Below are 25,255 nucleotides of genomic sequence, written 5' to 3' on the forward strand. Positions count from 1 at the left end.
GCTCTAGCATGGAGAGTATTAGTTTCTTAATGCCGCATCAAATTTTATTTGCAACAATTTTAGCAGATTTTCGATTGCTGTATCAGCATCACTATCTGTTAATGTTTTTTGAGTATCGTGCATAAGTACTGATAATGCAAGGCTTTTTTTACTTTCAGGCACACCTTTTCCTTGATACACATCGAACAATGCAACATCCGCAATCAACGGAATATTTTCTTCATTAATTGCATTCAACACAGTTTGCACAGCAATACTTTCATCTAGCACAATCGCTAAATCGCGACGCACAGGCAATAACTTTGAAACCTCTTGATAAGTCGGTAATACTCGATTTACTACCGCATCAGCATCAAGCTCAAAAAGATAGGTGCTCTTGGCAAAACTATAATGCTGTTGCCATTTAGGGTGCAACTTACCCAACCAACCAACTGCTTTTCCATTTAGCAGGACGCGCGCTGTCTGACCTGGATGCAGGGCTGAGTGCTCTGCTTTCTCATAAGTGACTTGCTTGCTCGAACTGTCAGCGCCAAGCAAACTATCGACATTTGCCTTAACATCAAAGAAATCTATTTCCGCATTACTTACTGCCCACTGTTCAGGCTTGGCGCTACCATAAGCAAGACCTGAAACACGCGTAGTTTCATGATAAGCACCAGCTTGCTGATGATATACAGCACCAATTTCAAATAAATAAGCACGCTCTTGTTTACGATTCAAATTATAAGTAAGGGTATCTAGCAACCCACCCCATAAACTTGTGCGCATGACACTTAAGTTACTTGCGATTGGGTTTTTAAGTTTAATAGGCGAATGATTACCCAACAAATCACGCTCCCAGCTTTCATCCACAAAGCTGTAAGTCACCACTTCTTGATAGCCTGCTGATACCAGTCCATCACGTAATTGATTTAAATGCAAATGTTGCTCTGGTGCAGCAAGCATATTCAACGAAGCTACTGGCGGTATTGCAGTAATATGGTCATATCCATGTAACCGAGCAATCTCTTCAATTAAATCTTCTTCAATCGTGATATCAAAACGATAGCTCGGGGGAGTCACCGTGAACACATCATCTGCACAATCAAATGCAAAACCAAGCTGAGTGAGTAATTGTGCAACCTTCTGCTGCTCAAGGCTGATTCCCAATACAGAGACTAAGCGCGACATTCTCAACGTCACAGAATCACGTGCAGGTAACGTTGCCATCACTTCAGTGACGGGGCCGACTTGTCCACCGCACAATGTTTTAATCAATGCCGTTGCGTACTCAATGGCATTGCGCGTATTACCAAAATCAACACCACGCTCAAAACGATAAGATGAATCTGTACTAAAACCCAACCTACGTGCTTTACCCGCAATCACTGCTGGCGTAAAGAACGCACTTTCCAAGAAAATATCAGTCGTTGCATCACTCACAGCACTAGCTTGACCTCCCATTACACCCGCAAGTGCAAGTGGACCATTAGCATCAGCAATCAGTAAATCATCTGATTTTAGTTCTATTGTCTGATCATTAAGCAAACCAAGCGACTCACCTTCTTGAGCAAAGCGCACATTGATATCACCATGTAATTTAGCTGCGTCAAACGCATGCATCGGCTGACCCAACGCTAGCAACACGTAGTTTGTAATATCAACTACTACACTGATGCTACGCAAGCCGCTACGCTCTAAACGTTTAACCATCCAAGCAGGCGTAGCCGCCTGTGCATTGATACCAGTAATCAATCGGCCACAATACCGTGGGCAAGCAACAGGCTCATTCACGATGACCTGTTTTGCTTCCGCATGCTCAGCCATGACTGTTGGAATAGCTTCAAAATTAGCCTTAGCACCTGTTATCGCTACGATATCACGTGCAATGCCTGTCAAGCTTAAACAATCACTACGATTCGGTGTTAGTTTTAATGTAAACAAATGGTCATTTAAATCTAAATATTCACGAATATCTTGCCCGACGATGGCATCACTATCCAACTCAAGCAACCCTGTTGCTTCAGCCGTAATACCTAGCTCTTTAGATGAACACATCATGCCGAACGATTCAATGCCACGCACTTTGGCTTGTTTGATAGAAATACCTGGCAACTCTGCACCCACTAAAGCACATGGTGCAATTAATCCAGCACGCGCATTGGCCGCGCCACATACAATCTGCAATGGCGCTGAAAGCCCAACATCAACCTGACACACTTGAAGACGGTCTGCATCTGGATGCTTCTCGGCAGAGATAATTCTAGCCACAACGACTTTGCTAAACGACGCAGCAACAGGCTGGATTTCTTCAACTTCAAGCCCTGCCATTGTTAAGGCATGACTGAGTGCCTGACTATCCAACTCGGTATGAACTAAACTGCGTAACCAATTTTCTGAAAATTGCATAATGCTTTTACAACCTTAAATTAAGGATTAAATATGTATGTACTTAGTCTGCGCATTGCAAACTGCGGTGTTATTTAAACTGACTTAAAAAACGCAAGTCATTATTAAAGAAATGACGTAAGTCGTTTACACCATAACGAAGCATGGTCAAACGCTCAATGCCTAAACCGAAAGCAAAACCACGGTATTTTTCACTGTCGATATTCACATGTTTAAACACTTCAGGGTGCACCATGCCACATCCACCAATCTCTAACCAACCGCCATTCCAGCTCATATCCATTTCAGCGGAAGGCTCAGTAAACGGAAAGAATGAAGGTCTAAATCGCACAGTAAGATCATCACGCTCAAAGAATTTCTGTAAGAAATCCTGAACTACGCCTTTTAAATTAGCAAAGCTGATGTTTTCATCCACCCACAAACCTTCCACTTGATGGAACATGGGCGAATGGGTTGCATCTGAATCTACCCGATACACACGGCCAGGCGCAATAATTTTAAATGGAGGCGTTTGATTATTCTTTAATGCATTTTCCATATAGCGCGCTTGCACTGGTGAGGTATGCGTTCTTAACACATTGGCTTCATCAATATAAAACGTATCATGCATAGCACGTGCTGGATGATCTTCTGGGATATTTAACGCAGTAAAGTTATAAAAATCCGTTTCAATTTCAGGGCCTGTCGCAACATCAAAACCGATGGAGTGAAATAATTCCTCAACACGTTTTAACGTTAAGGTCACGGGATGCAAGCCACCTTGTGATTGCGCCCTAGCTGGCAGCGTCACATCAATAGATTCCTGCGCCAACTGTTTAGCTTGTTCAGCATTTAAGATTGACTCTCTACGTGCGGTCAACGCTGCCTCAATCGCCTGCTTCACCACATTAATCGCCGCCCCAGCAGCAGGACGCTCTTCCGCGCTTAACTTACCTAAGCCTTTTAATGCATCTGTGAGTGACCCTGATTTACCTAAGTATTTTGCCTTAGCAATTTCTAAGTCATTCATTGAAGCGGTATTGATAAAGTCTGCTTCTGCTTCTGCAATTAAATGCGTTAAGTCTGCCATTTTATTTCGATCTTTAATTATGGTTAATGCTATTCGCGTTTGAAGTCAAAGTGATGCTAACAATACATCACAATATATTTTTGTAATACGTTGATTTGCATGTAAAAAATGCAAGGTAGGATTTTACAACAAAAAAAAGAGGCCGAAGCCTCTTTTTTTACTCAAACTTAAATTAAGTTTGAAAAGTACTAAGCTATTATACTTAAGCCGCTAAACCTGCTTTTGCTAATTCTACGAATTTTGCAAATGCAGCTTTATCGAACACAGCCAAGTCAGCCAATACTTTACGATCCACTTCAATCGCAGCTTTTTTCAAGCCATTCATGAAGCGACTGTATGTCATACCGAATTCACGTGAACCCGCGTTAATACGTGCGATCCACAATGTACGGAATTGGCGTTTCTTTTGACGACGGTCACGATAAGCGTATTGACCCGCTTTCATTACCGCCTGTTTAGCAACGCGGTAAACGTTTTTACGACGACCACGGTAGCCTTTAGCTGCTTTTAATACTTTTTTGTGTCTAGCGCGAGCGATGACACCACGTTTTACTCTAGGCATATTCTACTCCTATTGTGTTGGCATCATAGCGCGGACGCGCTTGACATCAGTTGAAGAAATGATCGCCGTGCCGCGTAATTTACGCTTTTGCTTGGTGGTCTTTTTCGTTAGGATATGGCGCAAGTGAGAGTGTGTACGTTTCACTTTACCATTACCCAAGAATTTAAAGCGCTTTTTAGCGCCACTCTTGGTTTTCATTTTTGGCATTTTGTTCTCCTTTAGAGTGGTTAAGAGTGCTTAGGCATGCCTTTTAGCCGTATCACTCAGGGTACTACTTCTTTAGTGTAATTACTTGAATATCAAACCTAGCAATTACTTAACTTTCTTAATCGGACCCAATACCATCACCATTTGGCGACCTTCCATTTTTGGGTATTGTTCAACGATTGCGTATTCTTTTAAATCTGCTTCAACACGTTTCAATAAAGCCATACCAAACTCTTGGTGCGTGATTTCACGGCCTCTAAAGCGTAAAGTAATTTTTGCCTTATCACCTTCTTGAATGAATCGAATGATATTGCGCACTTTAATGTTGTAATCGCCATCATCAGTCCCTGGACGGAACTTGATTTCTTTTACAACCACTTGCTTTTGCTTAAGCTTAACTTCGTGCTGTCTTTTACTTTCGGCATATTTAAACTTGCCGTAATCCATCAATCTACAAACAGGTGGCGCCGCATTTGGCGCTATCTCTACAAGATCAATGTCAGCTTCTTCCGCTTTTGCAAAAGCTTCCGCTAAACTCACAATACCTAAGGGCTCACCCTCAACACCCACCAAACGAACCTGCGACCCTGTAATATCGCCATTAATTCGCGTTTCTTTATCTTGTGCTATATCAAATTCTCCAAATAGTTAAGCCGTGCACCTGTTTGCTCAAACCTTAGCTTCAATCTCTGCTTTTAGGCGCTCAATTACTGCGTCAATCGGCATAGAACCTAGGTCTTCACCTTTTCTGGTACGCACGGCCAAATGTCCTGCTTGCATCTCGCGCTCACCTGCCACTAGCAGATAAGGCATTTTTTGCATGCTATGTTCCCGTATTTTATAGGTAATCTTCTCATTTCTCAAGTCAAATTCGCATCGAATGCCATTTTGTTTCAAAGTTTCAACTACTTGGCGTACGTAATCTGCCTGACTTTCTGAAATATTTAACACCATCACCTGCACTGGTGCAAGCCACAATGGCATTGCACCTGCGTAGTTCTCGATTAATATACCGATGAAACGCTCCATGGAACCTACAATCGCACGATGCAACATCACTGGACGCTGACGTGAATTATCTTCCGCCACATACTCAGCACCTAGACGTTCTGGTAAGTTGAAGTCGAGCTGAATCGTACCGCATTGCCATAGACGACCTAAGCTATCTTTCAATGTAAACTCAATTTTAGGGCCGTAAAAAGCACCCTCACCTGGCTGCAAATCAAAAGCTTGGTTATTTTTATTTAAAGCATTCGCCAATGCTGCTTCTGCTTTATCCCACGTTTCATCAGCACCTACGCGCTTTTCTGGGCGTGTTGATAACTTAACCAGCACATCATTGAAGCCAAAATCACCATATGCCTTATAAAGCATCTGGATAAAGTCAGCCACTTCAGCTTCTACTTGATCTTCGCTACAAAAAATATGCGCATCATCTTGTGTAAATCCACGTACACGCATCAAACCATGCAATGAGCCTGACGGCTCATTACGGTGACAAGAGCCAAACTCAGCCAAACGTAATGGTAAATCTCGATAACTATGCAACTGGTTATTAAAAATTTGCACATGTCCTGGGCAATTCATCGGCTTCACGGCGTATTCACGATTTTCTGACGAAGTCACGAACATATTGTCATGATAATTTTGCCAGTGACCAGATTGCTCCCACAACGTTTTATCCATCACCGTTGGCGTACGCACTTCCTGATAACCAAAGTCTTTAAACATTTGGCGCATATATTGTTCAACCTCTTGCCAAATGCTCCAGCCACGTGGGTGCCAAAACACCATACCAGGTGCGTTATCTTGCATGTGGAAATAGTCTAGTTGCTTACCAAGTTTACGATGGTCGCGCTTTTCTGCTTCTTCAAGTTGGAACAAATAAGCTTCCAACTCCTCTTTATTGCGCCAAGCAGTGCCGTACACGCGTTGTAACATTTCATTGTTGCTATCGCCGCGCCAGTATGCACCAGCTAATTTCATTAGCTTGAATGACTTAAGCTTACCTGTACTCGGCACATGTGGGCCGCGACACAAATCGGTAAAGTTGCCTTCTGTATATAATGAAACATCTTCACCAGCGGGAATAGACTCAATTAGTTCAGCCTTGTATTGCTCGCCCATGCTTTTGAAATAAGCAACCGCTTCGTCGCGCGGTAATACTTTTCTCGTGACTGGCTCATCTTTTTTGGCGAGCTCAGCCATTTTCTTTTCAATCGCAATTAAATCTTCTGGCGTAAATGGGCGCTTGTATGAAAAATCATAATAAAAACCATTGTCAATCACAGGACCTATCGTCACTTGTGCATCAGGAAATAACTCTTTCACAGCATAAGCAAGCAAATGTGCAGTTGAATGGCGGATAACCTCCAAGCCTTCAGGGTTCTTATCCGTGATAATGGCTAAATCACTATCTACCTCAATTAAATAACTGGTATCTACTAACTTATCATTCACTTTACCTGCAAGCGCGGCTTTAGCTAAACCAGCGCCGATATTCATGGCGACCTCAGCTACTGTAACTGGCTGATCAAAATTACGTTGCGACCCATCGGGCAGGCGAATGACTGGCATACAATTCTCTCTAAAACACAACAGCCGCAAGCGGCTTTTGAATGACATAAGCTATAAAGGTTAGAATTATCGCACAGCACGATAAAAGACTGCAATTTATCATGCACTGTATTTATTAAGTTAAAACAAGTTAAATATGTACTGCGTAAATACCACGTGCAAATAAAAACGAGCCCATCTTTGCAGATAAGGCTCGTTTAAGTTTAATGCTTTATTACCCTACATCACTGCAAAGTAATAAAGTTTTATCAGAAGTCGTAACGAATACCACCAAATACCTGACGGCCGCGGCCTAAGAACATACCATCAACACGTGTAGATAAATACTCTTTATCAGCTAAGTTATGACCACTCAAGAAGTAACTCGCTTTAGAACCAGCAGGCCTAAAGTTAACTGATGCATTTAGCAGTGTGTAAGAAGGAATAATGCCATCTTGACCATTTGCTGTCTCAACTCTTGAGTTCTCATTGTCAGCATATTGCTGACTTACGTAGTCAATACCAAAACGTGCATCAATACCGATTGGATGAGAATATCCAAAATTGACTGAAGCTAAATCACGAGGCGCATATGGCAGACGGTTACCACTTTCTATACCATCTGTAGCTGCATCTCTTTTAAATTTTGCCGTAAACAAACTTGTGTAGTTTGCAGTCAAGTAAAAGTTATGCGGCGTGTTATAAATCGTTCCAAAATCAACACGACCAGCCGCTTCAAGGCCCGTATGTTGTGATTTACCCGCATTTAAAAATTGACCGTTAACAGGCCCTACTACTAAGTTATCAAAATCAATGTTAAACAATGTTGATTCAAACGTTACGCCTTTGAAATAACTTGTTCTAAAACCCAGTTCAGTATTTGTACTTTTTTCAGGTGAAGCGCCTAAAGCACGTGTTGGGTCTAAATCACGATCTGGACGTGGAGGTGCGAAACCACGATGAATACCCGCAAATACTGTTGTATTTGCAATGCCATTCCAAGCTACACCAAAACCTGGTAGCAAAGTAGTCTCTGTTTCTGAGTCTTTCAATCCAGATGCAACAAAATTAACAGTTTTCAGTTTGTTCGTTTGCTTCAAGCGCTCTACTCTTAATCCTGGTGTTAAAGCAAAATCACCCAAGAAGAAAGTGTTCTGACCATAAAGCGCCATTGACTCAACTTGAATATCACTATCATCACGCAAAGCACTTCCTGGATCATTTTCACGTGCTCTTGGTGTAGCACCATTGTAACGCTTACGATTAATATCCTCTTCGTGGTAGCGGAAACCTAGCACAGCATCACTGTTAAGACCGAATAGGTTATGGCTAAAGTCTAAGCGCGGCTCTACTCCCCAATAAGCATATTCACGCGGTCGCATTTTATTACCACAAAGATTTGCAAAGTTTTCATAATCACGTCTTGAGGCTCCAGGACAGGTTGCAATATTATTTACCCCGTCAGGTGACCTTGTCATTTGATCAAGCGACTCATCAGTTTGCCTATAAGAGGCCCGCTCTGAATTAACATAGTAAGCTTGCGTAGTAAGTTTAGCCGTGTCATTAATAGCCCAATTATGCACTAATTGCAGACTCTTGCGCTCATGTTCAAATGTATCGTTTTTACCAAAAGGGTTTGCAGTGGGGTCAGCGTTGTATCGAGCTGCATCTAATCCCGCCTCGGTATAGTGTGAGTTCTCCTCATACCAGCCGACTTTTGCCATTAAAGACTGCGTCTCTGTTAGATTCAACAAACCTTTCAGCGTAACATCATTCACTTCAAAGTCGTGATCTTTACGAATGCCATCACCCTTTCTGTTCAAGGCATCAACCATAATACCGCCACGCTCACCACCGTAACCCAAGTTAAAATGAACACCTCTAAAATCGTTACTGCCTGCCGTTGCAGAAACGCTACCCGCAAAACCCTCTTTAGGAATAGGCTTTGTAACAAAGTTAATCATACCACCTACAGTTTGAGGGCCATACAACACCTGACCTGAACCTTTAACAATCTCAATTCGCTGTACACGCTCTAAAGGTGTGGCATAGTGCGCAGATGGATCGCCATATGGAGCCAAGAATAACGGCATACCATCTTCAAGCAAAAGCGTACGTGAAGTACGGCGTGGATTTAAACCACGAACACCAATGTTTAAATTTAAACTTTGAGCACCTTCACCGACAACATGCACACCTGGTACATTATTTAATGCTTCCTGTATGGAAAATGGGCGACGCGTTTCCAACTCTTTCTCATCAACCACGTTAAAAGAGCCAGGCACTGACTCTAATTTCTCAGGCAAAATACCTGTGACTTCTACTTTGTCTAATTTGATTGATTCATCAGCATGAGAAAATGTAGCTATCACTGAACATGCGAAAGCTACTGCAATCGCGCTTTTTTTTCGATTAAAATTTTTTATCATTAAAATACTCTCCAAGATCATAACAGGAAAAAGTTTAAAAACTTTTAGCAAGCACTATATGCAAAGCCTGTTCCAACTTGGCGAGATTCCATAATAAATCATAACAATATGATTTTAATCATATAAATTTCATACAATTTAAATAATACAAGTAAGTTTTGGATGAGCTATGGTTGATAACAACCACCACATGAAGTATATCAACCAATAAAATGATGATGACCTAATATGCTTTGATAAGAAAAACTTTAGTCACTATTAATATTGAGGGTTAACGTGAATATCTAGGAAAGGTAGTTGGGGAAACATAAAAGACCGGTTAGATTTACCATCTTCTGATTTTTAAGTAGCGATAAATTTGGTAGATACCTCAATACGATTGTATTGCTAGGACTTGGACGTTAAAGACGTCTATCTCTTGTCAGCATGCCAATACCCTAAGCTTACTTTTACGACACCTTACATGACACCCTAAAGCATTTTGGCTAGGCTTGTTTATACATAATGATTTGTGAGCCATTTTGTAAGCACAGAATAACAACAATGGCTGTCAGTGAATGCTTTCAGCTTATTTTGTAGGGAGCTTTGAAGAGGAATGACGAACTATGAAAAAACTTGATTTATTGTAACTGGTAGGCAGTAGCAGATTCGAACTGCTGACCTCTTGGATGTCGACCAAGCGCTCTAACCAACTGAGCTAACCGCCTATGTTTGATGTTTCCGAACTGCTAAAAGTGAATACTTATTCGTACGGAGTTTAGCAATTCTAAACAGGGCACGATTTTAGCTGATTGTGGCATTAGGCGCAAACATAAATAGCAACTCAATTTCAAAATATCTTAAATCAGCATTAGGGATATGCAAGCGTCTTAGTGTAATAATAATTTTTGATACAGACTAGGGCTTGCATAGCCATCTGCTGGTAATTGCTGCTTTAATTGATAAGCGCGTACGGCGGCTTGTGTTTGCAATCCTGGCAAACCATCTGCCTTGCCAGCATCAAACCCTTGTTGATTTAGTCTATTCTGTAAATCTTGCATTTGTTGATAGCTAAGCGCGCCACTTTCTGCAAAATCGCCGCCCAATATGCTGGGCTCTTGATGTATCTGTTTCGCCAACTGCGCGACAGAAAGTGCATAATTAACTGACCGATTCCAGTCCATAATAATGTCAAAATTATCAAACACCATAAAGGCGGGGCCCTGCCATCCTTGTGGCAGTATGATAGAGGCTTGCCTTTCGACATTGATATTACTATACAGTTTAGCTTTAGTAATGACTTGCGACTGCGTCAGGAAAAACTCGATTTGTGTATTCATTTGACTGTTTTCTGCTCGCGCGCCTTCAACATCCGTGAACTTAGTAACATCTGTACTTTTAGGCTCAGCTAAATAAAACTCCACACCCAAATCAATCCAATCTTTAGGTGCTTTCCTAATGGCTAATTGTGCACTTTGCCAATCAAAATCATTGGGCAACTTAACTTCTATCATCACAGGTTCATGCTTGCGCCATCCAATTTTAGCAAGATAGTGCGCGGCAGAAGCAAACGCATCAGGCAATGAGTTAACAACATCAATAATGCCATCAGCGTCACCATCTACCGCGTAAAACATAAATGTCGATGGCATAAACTGCATATTTCCAAATGCACCAGCCCATGACCCTTTAAAGCGTTCAATATCAACATAACCAAGATCAACCATCAACATCGCGTCTAGCAACTGCGCCCTGAAAAAATCAGAGCGGCGTCCCTCATATGCTAATGTGGCTAATGCAGACAATATATCGACGTTTCCTTTTACTTGACCATACTGAGTTTCCATTCCCCAAAATGCAATCAGTATTTGCTTAGGCACACCGTACTGCGCTTCTATCTGCGACAATAAATCTTGATGTTCGGCAAGTAAGGCTCGCCCTTTTTGAATTTTCTTATCATCTACCCGTTTTGTAAAATAATCTAAAAATGGGCTAATAAACTCTGGTTGCGCTCTATCTTGCTTAATTACGTTAGGTAAGAATTTGGTGCGATTGACAAAATTAAGGGTGGTGCTATCTGAGATACCCAGAGATTTTGCCTCGTATCTTAGATTCTGAAGCCACACAGAAAAGTCTTCTTTAGCCGTAACATTGCATGCAAAAAACATAGTACAGATAACAAAGGCTAAATGTAGATATCTAAATTTATTCAATGGTGAGTTCCTGCAATAAGGCATGATAGCCAACCAGATAATCAGGATATTTCAGTAAAAAACCTGTTGCCAGCATCGCTTGGTTAGTTAAGCGTTTACCACCGTTTACTTGCATTGGCTCAGGTTGTTTTAATGCCAGTTGTGATGCAATCCAAGCAAGCACTTCATACTGACTCACAGGTTTAGCATCTGTTACGATATAACAAGGACTGATGGATTTGCCTGCTAATAATTTCTGGATTAGAAACACCACAAACGAAGCCGCATCGTCACGATGTATTCGATTAGTCCAGCTATTGTTTTGCGGCCAACGCTCTGGTGCTTTTGCAAGGTTAATCATACGCAAGCGACCTGGACCGTAAATACCTGACAACCTTAGTACGGTAGTGTCACATGACAATCCTACTAACAATGACTCAGCTTCTAATAACCGCTCACCGCCAAAATCGATTGGCAACGGTGTAACAGCCTCATCTAGAATGTCGTCCGTCTCTTGACCATATACGCGTGTGCTTGACACAAAAAACACATGTTTTAATTGATGATTATTAACCTGTGTCATTAATACATTACGCAAACCATCTACATATGCTTGCTTATATTGAGCATCAGTTTGTCCGCTAGCTGAAACGCAATAAACAATCATATCAGGATGAATATCGCGTAATCGATCAAGTGATGCTGGCTCAGTGACATCCGCCTGAACCATTTCAACGCCATCAACTGTCTTTTGGCTTCTAGCAACGCCATAAACGTGCATCTCTAAACACGTTAACCGCTCTGCAATAGCACCACCTAGATCACCAAAGCCTACTATCAAGACTTTCAATGAGGATGTCTTATTCATTATTCTGTATGTACTTTTCTGTGAGAAATAACGCCACAATCGTCTTACTATCTGTAATTTCACCCTGTTGTATTAACTTAATAGCTTCTGACAGTGGGAGTTCAAACACCTCCAAGGCCTCATCAACATCTAAATGACTAACGCCTGCCTTCAGATCTCTTGCTAAGTAAATATGAATCACTTCATTAGAGTATCCAATACATGGATGCTGTTCACCTAGCTTCACCCAGTCTTGGGCTTGATACCCAGTTTCTTCCAGCAACTCTCTTTGACCAGTTTGCAATGTACTTTCGTTTGCATCTATCTTTCCAGCTGGTAACTCAATAAAAACTTGATTTAAGGGATATCTAAATTGGCGCTCTAATACGACATTTCCATTATTCAATAATGGAACAATCACAACGGCTCCTGGATGCGTGACATATTCGCGCTGACTTACATGGCCGCTAGGTAGGCGAACTTGGTCTCGTTTAACACAAAGAAAATCACCCTTAGCTAAATCTTCGGTGCTAATACAATGCTCCGTTAAGTCCATCAGAAATCCTTTTTGTTGCTGGTATTAGAAAGTAGATATGACATATCGGCCTACACAAGACTAATAAAGATCACATGGAAGATAATAGCAGAAGACTAAAATTTCAAGTAAGGGCTAGCAAACAATACTGACGAGCTAAAACTAACCTATAACGACTAACATTTAGCCCGCCAAATAAGGCTGTAGTTTAGATTGTTCTTTTCCAGAGTACTTTATAAACAAACCCTGGAAAAGCAAACACTAAGAATAAGAAACTGGTGACAGCGTAAAACTCCCACCCTTGTGGCGCCACTTGTCCAAAAGTTGCTTGTTCGGCATACACTGCTAAAGCGCCAACTAAGAAATACAGAATAATCAACTCAAGCAAGCACCAAGCTAAATTCTTGGTGCTATCGATAGATTTTAAAGGAACGATATAAAACAACTTATCTGAAAACCAAGGCAGGTTTGCAGCTAAAAACATAATGCCGAGCAATACCCAATTAGTCATTAGCTTAAACTTCTACTAATCGCATAGAAACATATACTCATCAGGCCTTGTGGCATTAAACCAAGCGCCAACAAAGCCAAAGCATTAATGCTCAAAATTACACGCATATCAAATGGCGCAGTAATCGGGCTATGATCTTGCGGCTCATCAAAGTACATTAACTTAATTACGCGTAGGTAGTAAAACGCGCCAATCACTGCCATTAATACTGCAAACACAACCACCCACAAGAATCCTGCTTGCAATGCAGCTTGCAACACTGCGAACTTAGCATAGAAACCTAAGGTTGGTGGAACGCCTGCCATGCTGAACATCACGATAAGCATTAAAAAGGCAATCCAAGGGCTACGCTGATTCAGACCTTTTAAATCGCTTAAGTTTTCTGCTTCAAACCCCTTGCGTGATAACAAAAGGATAATACCGAAACCAGCAAGCGTCATGACCACATAACTAGCAATATAGAACATGGCAGAAACATAACCATTACCACTTGCACTCATCAAACCGAGCAACACAAAGCCAACATGAGAGATGGTTGAGTATGCCAACATACGTTTAATATTAGTTTGTGCAATTGCAGTCACGTTACCAAGCACTATCGACAGTACAGCCATAATTAACAACATTTGCTGCCAGTCAATGGCCAATGTTGGCAAAGCTTGAGCCAAAAGACGAATCACAAAAGCAAATGCTGCTAGTTTAGGCACTGAACTAATCAACATCGTCATCGCAGTTGGTGAACCTTCATAGACATCAGGCACCCACATTTGGAATGGCACAGCACCTAGTTTAAATGCTAGGCCAGCCACAATAAACACTAAACCTAAGACCAATACAGAGTGAATTCTAGCGCCACTCATTAATGCATGGTTAATGTCTGAGATATTTAAGCTACCTGTCATACCGTAAATCATGCTCATACCATACAGCAACATACCCGATGCTAAAGCACCTAATACAAAATACTTCATTGCTGCTTCTGTCGCACGATGATTATCACGGTCTAATGCCACTAAAGCGTACAGACTAAGAGATAGCAACTCTAAACCAATATACAGCGTTAACATACTTTGGCCTGACACCATAATCATCATGCCAACGACTGAGAACAGGACAAGTGCATAAAACTCACCACGGAACATATTACGCAGTTGAATGTATTGTCTAGTGTAGACAAATATCAATGAGGTCCCTAGATAAATCATCAGCTTTAAAACATCAGCCAAGGTGTCATCAACAAATGTGCCAGTAAATGCATAACCAACGCTTGGTACATGCGTAGTTACCGTAAAGTAAGCCGCTAAAAGCAAACCTAGTTGTGACAAGCCGTATATTGCAATCCGATTAGACTGTTTTAAAAACAGATCAGTAATTAATACAAGCATTGCCATCCCTAATAGGATGATTTCAGGCAAGGCGGTAATGAGGTCGTAACGTATATTTTCCATGACTTATAAGCCTACTGGCAGCTTGCTATTTGCTAGATGTGAAAGAAGTTGAGTAACCGTTGCATTGGTCATATCAGTAAGCGGCTGTGGGTAAACACCTAATGCCAATACTAATATTGCCAATATCGCCAATATTAAAAACTCACGTTTATTTAAGTCTTTAAGCGCGGCAACATTGGCATTAGCCACCTCACCGTAAAATACGCGCTTTACCATCCATAATGTATAAGCAGCGCCAAATATCAATGTAAATGACGCTAAGAACGCATACCAGAAATTAACTTGAATAGCGCCTAAAATCACCATGAACTCACCTACAAAACCAGAAGTACCAGGTAAGCCACTGTTTGCCATGGCAAACAATACTGCGAAAGCAGCAAACACTGGCATCGTGTTTGCCACGCCACCATAAGCATCTATTTGACGGCTATGTACACGGTCATACAGCACGCCTACACACAAGAACATAGCTGCAGAAATGAACCCGTGTGAAATCATTTGTACAACTGCACCTTCCAAACCTAAGTTATTGAAGATAAAAAAGCCTAATGTCACAAAGCCCATATGCGAAATTGAAGAATACGCAATCAGCTTTTTCATGTCTTTTTGCACCAATGCCACTAATGCAATATACACAATCGCAATCAGTGACAATGCAATCATAAAGCCTGATAGATGATGTGCTGCATCTGGTGCGATAGGCATTGCAAAACGTAAGAAACTGTAACCACCTAATTTCAGTGCAATCGCAGCCAATACTACAGAACCGCCTGTCGGTGCCTCAACGTGTGCATCTGGCAACCAAGTATGTACTGGCCACATTGGAATTTTGACTGCAAACGCAGCAAAAAACGCCAAGAAAATAAGCACTTGTACATTTAAAGGCATTGGCAATTGATAGTAATCAGTAATCGCAAAGCTACCCGTTTGATGGAACATGTAGATAAACGCCACTAACATAAGTAGCGAACCTAGTAGCGTATATAGAAAGAACTTCACTGTCGCATAAACACGATTAGGACCACCCCAAATACCAATCACAAGGAACATTGGGATTAACATCGCCTCCCAGAACACATAGTAGAGAATTGCATCTAAGGCACTAAATACACCAATCATCAGACCACTCATAATCAAGAATGAGGCCATATATTGTGCAACACGCTTTTCAATCACTTCCCAAGCTGAAATCACTACAATGACAGTGGTAAAACTAGTGAGCAAGATTAAAGGAATCGCAATACCATCAGCACCTAAATGATAATGAATATTAAAAGACATAATCCAAAGGAAGCGCTCTTGGAACTGAAACCCGCCATCAGCAAAGTTAAAGTGTGTATAGAGTGGAATAGTCACTAAAAAGCTGACCACACTACCAAACAATGCGGCCCAGCGCGTTAAGTTAGGTTTACTGTCATTCGCAGTAAACAATACCAAACCGCCCGCCAGTATTGGCAACCAGATGGCAAAACTAAGGATATGTTGCAAAAAGTAATCAAGCATTTTTTATACTTTAGAAAAGAATTAAATCTTTAAAAGACCAAGAGATAGCATTAAAAACACGCCAATAATCATCGCAAATGCATAGTGGTAAATCAAACCACTTTGCAACTTGCGAACAACACCAGACAACTTACCAATTAAATTAGCTGTGCCATTCACCATAGCGCCGTCGATAATTTTAACGTCACCTATTTGCCATAGTTTATTGCCTAAAAAGCGTGACCCAGCAGCAAAGAAGCGATCATTAAAGCTATCAAAACCATATTTGTTTTCTAATACTTTGTTAATTAAGCTAAAACGCTTTTGAATCGCAGCAGGAATATCTGGACGCATCATGTAGAAGAACCATGCCAAGGCAACACCTGATGCAGCTAATGCGAATGGCAATGTCATCAAGCCATGTATTGCCATACCTAATGGCGAATGGAATATCGTATGCCAATGGTGTGTTAGCTCGTGCATTGCAGGATGCGCATGTGCATCCACAAAGATAACGCCTTTAAAGAAATCACCGAAGAGCATCGGTTCGATGGCAAAATAGCCAATTGCCAATGATGGAATCGCTAATAAAATCAATGGTAACTTCACAACCCATCCAGGCTCATGCGGATCATCTGTTGGGCTCAAACCATGGTGATGTTCTTCATCATGGTGGTCTGCGTCATGATGTGCATCATGCTTTACCTCACGCCATTTTTCTTTTCCGTGGAACACTAAGAAATACATACGGAAGCTATAGAACGCTGTCACAAACACACCAGTGAGCACGGCAAAGTACGCAAACCCACTACCTGTTACCGTAGAGAATTTAGCCGCTTCAATAATGCTATCTTTAGAATAGAAACCTGAAAGTAGCGGTGTACCAATTAGAGCAAGTGAACCAATCAATGACGTAATCCATGTCACTGGCATATATTTTTTCAGGTTACCCATGTTGCGGATATCTTGATCATGATGCATACCCATAATCACTGCACCAGCACCCAAAAATAACAAGGCTTTAAAGAAGGCATGTGTCATTAAATGGAAGATAGCCACAGAATATGCAGAAGCACCTAATGCAACCGTCATATACCCTAATTGTGACAATGTAGAGTAAGCAACTACGCGCTTGATGTCGTTCTGGATAATACCCAAAAAGCCCATAAACAGTGCAGTGATGCTACCAATAATAATCACAAACGATAATGCTGTTGATGACAACTCAAACAATGGTGACATACGTGCCACCATGAATATACCTGCCGTCACCATCGTAGCCGCATGGATTAATGCTGAAATAGGCGTTGGGCCTTCCATTGAGTCTGGCAACCATACATGCAACGGCACCTGTGCTGATTTACCCATTGCACCAATAAATAACAAAATACAGGTAACGGTCATCAATGACCAAGACGCACTACCTATTAAATTAATCTTGGTATCTGCCATTTCTGGGGCAACTGAAAATACAGCCGCGTAATCAAGGCTACCAAAATGGTACAAGACCAAGCCAATACCTAGGAGAAAACCAAAGTCACCAACACGGTTTACTAAAAATGCTTTCAAATTAGCATAAATCGCTGTTGGGCGTGTGTACCAGAAACCAATCAACAGATAAGAAACCAAACCCACTGCTTCCCAACCGAAAAATAGCTGCATGAAATTATTGCTCATCACCAACATCAACATAGAGAAGGTGAACAGAGAGATATAACTAAAGAAACGTGCATACCCTTTGTCTTCATGCATATAACCGATGGTGTAAATATGCACCATCAATGAAACAAAGGTGACGACAACCATCATCATGGCACTGAGTCTGTCGATTAAAAAGCCAATCTCAAATGAGAAATTTCCACTTTTTAACCAAGAGTACACTGTCTCATTATAAGGTTGACTAACCATGGCATCTTTTAGCACATACACTGACAAAGCAAAAGAAAGTGCCACGCCAGCGATGGTGACTACATGCGCGGCAGCTCTAGGCAGATGCTTACCAAATAGACCGATAATAATCGCGGCCAATAAAGGTAGCAGAGGGATTGCAAGATAAATTTGTTGCATAGTCATGCTAAACACTTAGCCTTTCAAACTGTCTAAATCGTCAACATTAATTGTGCGTAAATTTCTAAACAACACGACCAATATCGCTAAGCCGATGGCTGACTCTGCAGCTGCCACCGTTAAAATAAAAAAAACAAAAACCTGTCCTGCAATATCATTAAGATAATGAGAGAAGGCAATAAAGTTAAGGTTAACTGCCAATAGCATTAACTCAATTGCCATCAATAAAATAATGACATTTTTTCGATTTAGAAAAATACCAATGACACTGATTGCAAACAGCAATGCCCCTAAAATGAGGTAATGAGATAAACCGACCATTATTTAGCCCCTTTATCATCAGCTTGAGCTGATGCATCTGCAACGTCATCTTTTTCCACAACAGCATCCATTTTTACAATTCTGAGTCTGTCTGCTTTTTTTGCCAGCACTTGTTTAGCAGGATCCATAGACTTGCTGTCTTTACGATCCCGTAATGTCAGTGCAATCGCCGCTACAATAGCGACTAACAATACAACCGAGGCTAGCTCAAAAGGCAGTAAGTAATCGGTATATAACACTCGACCCAATTCAGCTGTATTACTGTAGTCAGCTGGTCGCGCAACAGGTGCTGCAACAAGATCAGTGCCAAAGTTACGTGCACCTACAATCATGACCATTTCCACTGCCATTAATCCGCCTACTGGTAACGCTACTGGTAGTGCCTTCCAAAATCCTTCGCGCAACTTATCTAAGTTGATATCAAGCATCATCACCACGAATAAGAACAGCACCATCACCGCGCCAACATAGACTAGTACCAACGCAATTGCTAGGAACTCAGCCTCAAGTAACAGCCATATCCCCGCTGCGGTAAAGAATGCCAACACAAGATAAAGTGCCGCATAAACAGGGTTACGCGTTGTGATGACACGTAATCCTGCAATCAGCAAAATGATTGCAAGTGTATAAAAAACGATGTCTTGAAAATGCAAGCCAAAAAAAGTCATATTGTTAAATGGTTATCTATTAAAAGTGCTTAAACGATGTATGAAGGCTTCACTGTAAATCTGATACTTGAAATCTGTTGCTTAACTTGTTATTTCTTTCTAAACGATTTAGCCTATCTAAAGACCTTATCTTGCGCTCTGTCTGCTGCGATTTGTTTTTCATGTTTATCACCAACAGCTAAAAGCATTTCTTTTGTATACAACAAATCACCACGTTGCTCACCGTGATAATCAAACACACGTGTTTCTACAATTGAATCAACAGGGCAGGACTCTTCACACAAGCCACAAAAAATGCATTTAGTCAGATCAATATCATAACGTGTGGTGCGTCGAGTATTGTCATCGCGCTGTTCAGACTCAATCGTAATCGCCATCGCAGGACAAACAGCCTCACAAAGTTTACAAGCAATGCAACGCTCTTCACCATTTGGGTAACGACGTAATGCGTGTAAACCACGGAATCGGTTGGATTGAGGTGTATTCTCTTCGGGGTATTGAACCGTGATTTTAGGTGCAAAAAAGTAACGGCCTGTTAACGCCATCCCTTTGAGCAGCTCCCATAACATTAAGCTGCCTAATGTTTGTTTAATCGATTTAATCATAATTTAATTTATTCAAAGCCTAATCACTAAATCTAGTGAAACAAATGAGCCCAAGGAGTTTGCATCATGCCACCAACAAATACAATCCACACAATAGTAATTGGAATAAACACTTTCCAGCCTAAGCGCATGATTTGGTCATAACGGTAGCGTGGAAATGTTGCCCTAAACCATAAAAATAAGAATAAAAGGAAGCCAACTTTAGCAAGCAACCATAAGAAGCTATCTGGAATGAATGGGACTGGTGACAACCACCCTCCCAAGAACATGAGTGCAGCAAGCATCGACACTAAAATCATATTAGCGTACTCAGCTAGAAAGAAGACTGCAAATGCCATGCCTGAATATTCTACGTGAAAACCCGCAACAATTTCAGACTCACCCTCAGCCACGTCAAACGGTGCGCGGTTTGTTTCAGCCACAGCACTAATAAAGTAAACAATAAACAAAGGGAATAATGGGATGAAGTACCAATGCCAAAAACCACCCTCTTGACCCAACACAATCTTGCCTAGGTTCAAACTGTTTGCACACATTAATACACCTACGAGCGCAAAGCCCATGGCGATTTCATATGAAACAATTTGAGCAGCTGAACGCAAACTACCTAAAAACGCGTATTTAGAGTTAGAAGCCCAACCTGCAATGATCACACCATAAACAGCCACAGATGTCATGGCCAGAATGTAGAGTAAACCAGCATCAATATCTGCGAGCACCATATTCAAATCAAATGGCACCACTGCCCAAGCTGCAAATGCTGGTGCAATCGCCAATACAGGCCCTAGTAAAAACAAGGCTTTATTAGAGGCTGTAGGTAGAATTACCTCTTTAAATAGTAATTTAATACCATCCGCTAACGGTTGTAACAAACCAAAATAACCAACACGGTTAGGCCCGATACGCACTTGCATGTAACCGATGACTTTTCGCTCGGCTAAAGTAAGATAGGCCACAGCACCCATCAATGGCGCCACAATTGCGACAATTTTAATCAAAGTCCAGCCAGTGATTTCAACTGCTGGCCAGTAACTACCAAATAGATTTGATAACCATTCCATTAGGCACGCGCTTCCGTAATGTTTTTATTAATGTCTTGTAATCGCTGTGGAGATAGCTTTTCAACTGTGATATCACCCATCAAATCACCAAGGCCTGTTGTTACTTCATGAGCTGCTGCCACACGCACGCAACCCATTGCCACATGTTCATCTAAACGTACAGTTAATACCGCACTGCCTTTATCTTGTTTCACCAGCACATGATCACCGTCAACCAAGTCTAACGCCGCTAATTGACGGCCACACATACGCGCCATAGGCTTGATGTTATATTTAGTTTTTTGTAATGGCGGTGAGCGTCTAACAATCGGGTCTGATTCGTATTGTGGCACCTCACCTATACGTTGCAAGCCATCATGCTTAATATTTACCTGAATCTCAACCAGTTCTCTTAAGTTATTATTCAAACTACGCCAAACCACAGCTGATGGTTTTTCACCCGCAAAAATCGCATCTTTGACTTGCTCGCTTGATTCGAAATCAAAACCATCTAATCCTAGTGTATTTGCTAGCACACGTAGTACTTTCCAAGCTGGTCGAGACTCACCTAAAGGTCTTACCGCTGCCGCAAAGCTCTGTACGCGGCCTTCCATACTCATAAAAGTACCTGATGTTTCAGTGAACGGTGTGATAGGCAATAAGATATCAGCATGGTCTAGTGCTTGTGACTTATAAGCAGTCAATGCAACCACACATTCAGCTTTTTCCATCGCAGCTTTTGCTAATGCAGCATGTTGGCAATCTAACTCTGGCTCAATATTCAATAACAAGTAAGCTTTACGTGGCACTTCTAGCATTGCGCGTGCATGCATACCTGTACTTGATGGCATCACTCCCATCATATGCATACCAGTACTGTTTGCTGCGGCAGGCAATATGCCACCCTTAGCACCCGTAATACCACCAATCGCTTCAGCCAAGCTGTACATTTCAGTAAAACGTGGGTCGCTTAATGCCATATTACCTAAGAAGATACCAACTTTAGGTGCGATTAAGTCATAGTCCTTACCATGCCCAGCCAAACTCTCTGCAATGGCTTGAGTATTTGGTCGCACTTTAATGTCTTCCAACAGCGCAGTAAGCGTTGGAGGTAAACATAATGATAGTCGTTGTAAACCAGACATCGCTTTCAGTATTTGACCCAACACATTCACCATGTCGTTTGGTCGCACAATCACTTTATGTGCAATCGGCATCAATGGGTCATTATCTAAAGGACTCACTACAGACAACTCTGCACCATTAGCGACTGCTCTACGGAAACGTTGCGCTAATAATGGATGCTCATTACGAAGATTGGAGCCGATTACAATAATGCGATCGAGTTCTTCGATTTCATGAATATTACAACCCATCCATGGCGTACCTAGACGCTTGCCATCTAATCTAAAGTCAGTTTGGCGCAAACGATAATCGACATTACCGCAAGCTAAACCATTAGCAAGCTTTTTAGCCAAATAGCCTTCTTCCATCGTGCTATTAGGTGAAACTAAAACACCTAATGCTTCGCTACCATATTCATTGGTGATGTCTTTTAATTGACCAGCGGCAAACTCAAGCGCAGTTTTCCAGTCAGTTTCAACCCAAGCACCGTTATGTTTAATCATCGGTACTTTTAGACGATCTGCGCTATTAAGACCTTCATATGAAAAACGGTCACGGTCTGACAACCAGCACTCGTTGATGCTTTCTTTCTCACGTGGTAACACACGCATGACTTTATTATCTTTTACGTGCACTTCAATATGCGAGCCCAAGCTATCGTGCGCAGCAATACTTGGTCTGCGTGTTAATTCCCAGCTACGTGCAGAATATCTAAAGGGCTTACTTGTTAATGCGCCAACTGGGCACAAATCAATAATATTGCCAGACAACTCTGAGTTAACACTCTTATCAACATATGCTGTAATTTCAGCATGCTCACCACGTCCAATCATGCCTAACTCTTGCATGCCGCCCACTTCTTTCAAGAAGCGTACACAACGTGTGCACTGAATACAGCGCGTCATATCGGTGCTCACTAATGGGCCGATGTTTTTATTAAAAACAACACGCTTTTCTTCGGTGTAGCGAGAGCCGCTTACACCATAAGCAACAGCGACATCCTGCAAATCACACTCGCCACCTTGATCGCAAATTGGGCAATCTAACGGGTGATTAATCAGTAAAAACTCCATTACGCTTTGCTGCGCTTCAATCGCAGATTTTGATCGAGTAAAAATCTTCATACCATCGGCAACTGGTGTTGCACACGCTGGCAATGGCTTGTTAAATTTCTCTACCTGCACCAAACACATCCGACAGTTGGCTGCCACAGACAGTTTTGGGTGGTAGCAAAAACGTGGGATCGCAATACCGACTTTATCAGCCGCATCAATAATGGTGCTGCCGTGTTCGACTTCTATCGATTTACCATCTATTTCAATATTCAACATTATGTATTTTTACCGTCTTTACAGTTTATTTACCGTCAACCATGCTCTTGCCATGTTGAATATAGTATTCAAACTCTGGCCTGAAATGCTTAATGAAACTTAACACTGGCGTTGCAGCAGCTTCACCCAGTGCACATATTGTGCGACCTGCAATATTGTTACTAATATCTGCCAGGAGGTCTAAATCTTCCATCTTCCCCTGACCTTTCACAATACGATCAATCACACGATAAACCCATCCAGTACCTTCACGGCACGGTGTACATTGGCCACAGCTTTCTTCATAGAAGAAGTATGACAAACGATGCAAGGTCTTCACCATACAAGTTGTGTCATCCATCACAATCATTGAACCTGCACCTAGGCTTGATCTTGCCTTGCTAAGTCCATCGTAATCCATGGTCGCGCCAAGAATTGCTGAAGCTGGCATGACCGCAGTTGATGGTCCGCCAGGAATGACCGCCTTCAACTGACGACCTTTCCAAACACCACCAGCCAATGCTAACAGCTCAGTGAATGGCATGCCCATCTTCACTTCATAGTTACCTGGCTTTTCAACATGGCCAGATACAGAGAACAACTTTGTACCACCTGAGTTTGCAACACCTAGGTCAGCAAAAGCTTGACCGCCATTTTGCATAATCCATGGGATACTTGTGTAACTTTCAGTATTATTTACATTGGTTGGCTTACCAAACACACCATAACTGGCTGGAAAAGGTGGTTTAAAGCGTGGCTGACCTTTTTTACCCTCAATGGATTCGATTAATGCAGTTTCTTCACCACAAATATAAGCGCCATAACCATGCACAGCATATAGATCGAAGTTAAAACTTGTTCCGAACAGATTCTCACCTAGATAACCAGCCGCTTTTGCTTCATGTAGTGCAGCTTCAAAGATTTCGTAATCTTGCCAGATCTCACCATGAATATAGTTGTAGCCTACACGCGCACCTAAGGTGTAAGCAGCAATTGCCATGCCTTCAATCAATTGGTGCGGATTGTAGCGAATAATATCTCTGTCTTTAAAGGTACCAGGTTCACCTTCATCTGTATTACACACTAGATATTTTACACCGTCAAAATAGCGTGGCATGAAACTCCATTTAAGACCAGTCGGAAAGCCCGCACCGCCACGGCCACGCAAACCAGAGGTTTTAACCTCAGTAATAATGTCAGTAGGTTTAACTTTCTCAGTCACAATGCGTTTCAATGCCGCATAGCCACCTAATTTTAAATAAGTCTCAAGTGCCGCTGGATTCTCTTCTGTCAGCGTACGTAAGGTGACTAAAGTTTGACCCGCTAAATCGGTTTTAACTACTGGTTTACTAGAAGCGACCATTATTTAAGCCCCTCTATAATTGCATCAACTTTTTCTGTGGTTAAGAACTCATGCATTTCTGTATTATTCACATGCATCAAAGGCGCACCACCACAACAACCCATGCACTCACCTTCTTTTAAACAGAAATTACCATCTGGCGTAACTTCATTAAAACCAACACCTAGTTTAGTTTGCAAATGACTCACGATTTCATCAGAGCCTCTTAGCATGCATGAAATATTAGTGCAGATAGTCACCTTGTATTTTCCAACAGGGGATAAATCATACATATTGTAGAAAGTAGCAACTTCCATGGCTGCAATTTCTGGCATACCCAGATATTGGGCTACTTCTGTAATACTCTCTTTAGATAACCAGCCACGCTCAGTTTGTACAATGCGTAATGCACTCATTACCGCTGCTTGCCGTTGGTCAGCAGGGTACTTTGTCAACTCATAATCTATTTTAGTGATTGCTTCTGGGCTTAACATACTAATTGATTCCTACTCCGAGCAGCGCAATAACGCACACGGCAATGACGAAAATGCAAACAACAATAAAAATAACTG

At 41.6% G+C, this 25,255-nt stretch carries 21 protein-coding genes and 1 tRNA gene; all 22 read right to left on the reverse strand.

The annotated features are described in order from the left end of the window. Window positions 1–18 precede the first annotated feature (18 nt). The 22 genes from pheT to nuoE all read right to left on the reverse strand — a co-directional run bounded on the left by pheT (window position 19) and on the right by nuoE (window position 25,177). The gene (gene pheT, locus Q7U33_RS05430; protein ID WP_304858598.1) at window positions 19–2,388 is read right to left on the reverse strand and encodes a phenylalanine--tRNA ligase subunit beta; all 2,370 of its coding nucleotides are present in this window, start codon (window positions 2,386–2,388) and stop codon (window positions 19–21) included. Window positions 2,389–2,458: 70 nt separating this feature from the next. Next, a complete protein-coding gene (gene pheS / locus Q7U33_RS05435) occupies window positions 2,459–3,457 on the reverse strand; it encodes a phenylalanine--tRNA ligase subunit alpha (protein ID WP_304858600.1) in 999 nt (332 codons plus the stop codon). 202 nt (window positions 3,458–3,659) lie between these two features. After that, window positions 3,660–4,019 (reverse strand): 50S ribosomal protein L20, encoded by a 360-nt coding sequence (gene rplT, locus Q7U33_RS05440; protein ID WP_304858601.1) that lies wholly within the window; start codon window positions 4,017–4,019, stop codon window positions 3,660–3,662. Window positions 4,020–4,028: 9 nt separating this feature from the next. Next, window positions 4,029–4,226, reverse strand: coding sequence for a 50S ribosomal protein L35 (rpmI, locus tag Q7U33_RS05445; protein ID WP_019897898.1), 198 nt, complete (start codon window positions 4,224–4,226; stop codon window positions 4,029–4,031). Between the two features lie 105 nt (window positions 4,227–4,331). Beyond that, window positions 4,332–4,856, reverse strand: coding sequence for a translation initiation factor IF-3 (infC, locus tag Q7U33_RS05450; protein ID WP_304858644.1), 525 nt, complete (start codon window positions 4,854–4,856; stop codon window positions 4,332–4,334). A 39-nt stretch (window positions 4,857–4,895) separates the two neighbouring features. Continuing rightward, on the reverse strand, window positions 4,896–6,803 hold the full coding sequence (thrS, locus tag Q7U33_RS05455) for a threonine--tRNA ligase (protein WP_304858608.1): 1,908 nt from the start codon (window positions 6,801–6,803) through the stop codon (window positions 4,896–4,898). Window positions 6,804–7,051: 248 nt separating this feature from the next. Further along, window positions 7,052–9,211 (reverse strand): TonB-dependent receptor domain-containing protein, encoded by a 2,160-nt coding sequence (locus Q7U33_RS05460; protein ID WP_304858609.1) that lies wholly within the window; start codon window positions 9,209–9,211, stop codon window positions 7,052–7,054. A gap of 630 nt (window positions 9,212–9,841) precedes the next feature. Continuing rightward, window positions 9,842–9,918, reverse strand: a tRNA-Val gene (locus Q7U33_RS05465). A 162-nt stretch (window positions 9,919–10,080) separates the two neighbouring features. Next, entirely contained in the window at window positions 10,081–11,358 is a 1,278-nt protein-coding gene (locus Q7U33_RS05470) for a lytic murein transglycosylase (protein WP_370651989.1), read from the reverse strand. Between the two features lie 37 nt (window positions 11,359–11,395). Next, a complete protein-coding gene (locus Q7U33_RS05475; RefSeq protein ID WP_304858611.1) occupies window positions 11,396–12,250 on the reverse strand; it encodes an NAD-dependent epimerase/dehydratase family protein in 855 nt (284 codons plus the stop codon). After that, window positions 12,243–12,785, reverse strand: a complete 543-nt coding sequence (locus Q7U33_RS05480) for an NUDIX domain-containing protein (protein ID WP_304858612.1) — start codon at window positions 12,783–12,785, stop codon at window positions 12,243–12,245. Before Q7U33_RS05480 ends, Q7U33_RS05475 begins: the two co-directional genes overlap by 8 nt. A gap of 187 nt (window positions 12,786–12,972) precedes the next feature. Then, complete coding sequence (locus tag Q7U33_RS05485; protein WP_304858613.1) at window positions 12,973–13,275, reverse strand: DUF2818 family protein; 303 nt, start codon at window positions 13,273–13,275, stop codon at window positions 12,973–12,975. Continuing rightward, the gene (gene nuoN, locus Q7U33_RS05490) at window positions 13,275–14,723 is read right to left on the reverse strand and encodes an NADH-quinone oxidoreductase subunit NuoN (RefSeq protein WP_304858614.1); all 1,449 of its coding nucleotides are present in this window, start codon (window positions 14,721–14,723) and stop codon (window positions 13,275–13,277) included. The genes Q7U33_RS05485 and nuoN overlap by 1 nt, the downstream gene beginning before the upstream one ends. 3 nt (window positions 14,724–14,726) lie before the next feature. Beyond that, window positions 14,727–16,226: an NADH-quinone oxidoreductase subunit M gene (locus Q7U33_RS05495; protein ID WP_304858615.1), complete on the reverse strand. Its 1,500-nt coding sequence runs from the start codon at window positions 16,224–16,226 to the stop codon at window positions 14,727–14,729. A gap of 21 nt (window positions 16,227–16,247) precedes the next feature. After that, a complete protein-coding gene (gene nuoL, locus Q7U33_RS05500; RefSeq protein WP_304858616.1) occupies window positions 16,248–18,278 on the reverse strand; it encodes an NADH-quinone oxidoreductase subunit L in 2,031 nt (676 codons plus the stop codon). A 9-nt stretch (window positions 18,279–18,287) separates the two neighbouring features. Further along, a complete protein-coding gene (gene nuoK / locus Q7U33_RS05505; RefSeq protein WP_019897883.1) occupies window positions 18,288–18,593 on the reverse strand; it encodes an NADH-quinone oxidoreductase subunit NuoK in 306 nt (101 codons plus the stop codon). Next, the gene (locus tag Q7U33_RS05510) at window positions 18,593–19,261 is read right to left on the reverse strand and encodes an NADH-quinone oxidoreductase subunit J (RefSeq protein WP_304858617.1); all 669 of its coding nucleotides are present in this window, start codon (window positions 19,259–19,261) and stop codon (window positions 18,593–18,595) included. Before Q7U33_RS05510 ends, nuoK begins: the two co-directional genes overlap by 1 nt. Before the next feature lie 113 nt (window positions 19,262–19,374). After that, the gene (gene nuoI, locus Q7U33_RS05515; protein ID WP_370651987.1) at window positions 19,375–19,866 is read right to left on the reverse strand and encodes an NADH-quinone oxidoreductase subunit NuoI; all 492 of its coding nucleotides are present in this window, start codon (window positions 19,864–19,866) and stop codon (window positions 19,375–19,377) included. A 32-nt stretch (window positions 19,867–19,898) separates the two neighbouring features. Beyond that, window positions 19,899–20,927, reverse strand: a complete 1,029-nt coding sequence (gene nuoH / locus Q7U33_RS05520) for an NADH-quinone oxidoreductase subunit NuoH (RefSeq protein ID WP_304858618.1) — start codon at window positions 20,925–20,927, stop codon at window positions 19,899–19,901. Further along, a complete protein-coding gene (nuoG, locus tag Q7U33_RS05525) occupies window positions 20,927–23,362 on the reverse strand; it encodes an NADH-quinone oxidoreductase subunit NuoG (protein ID WP_304858619.1) in 2,436 nt (811 codons plus the stop codon). The genes nuoH and nuoG overlap by 1 nt, the downstream gene beginning before the upstream one ends. 25 nt (window positions 23,363–23,387) lie before the next feature. Beyond that, a complete protein-coding gene (gene nuoF, locus Q7U33_RS05530; RefSeq protein ID WP_304858620.1) occupies window positions 23,388–24,704 on the reverse strand; it encodes an NADH-quinone oxidoreductase subunit NuoF in 1,317 nt (438 codons plus the stop codon). Then, window positions 24,704–25,177 (reverse strand): NADH-quinone oxidoreductase subunit NuoE, encoded by a 474-nt coding sequence (nuoE, locus tag Q7U33_RS05535; RefSeq protein WP_304858621.1) that lies wholly within the window; start codon window positions 25,175–25,177, stop codon window positions 24,704–24,706. Before nuoE ends, nuoF begins: the two co-directional genes overlap by 1 nt. Between the last annotated feature and the right edge of the window lie 78 nt (window positions 25,178–25,255).

This window comes from Methylotenera sp. (assembly GCF_030653755.1).
Taxonomy (GTDB): domain Bacteria; phylum Pseudomonadota; class Gammaproteobacteria; order Burkholderiales; family Methylophilaceae; genus Methylotenera.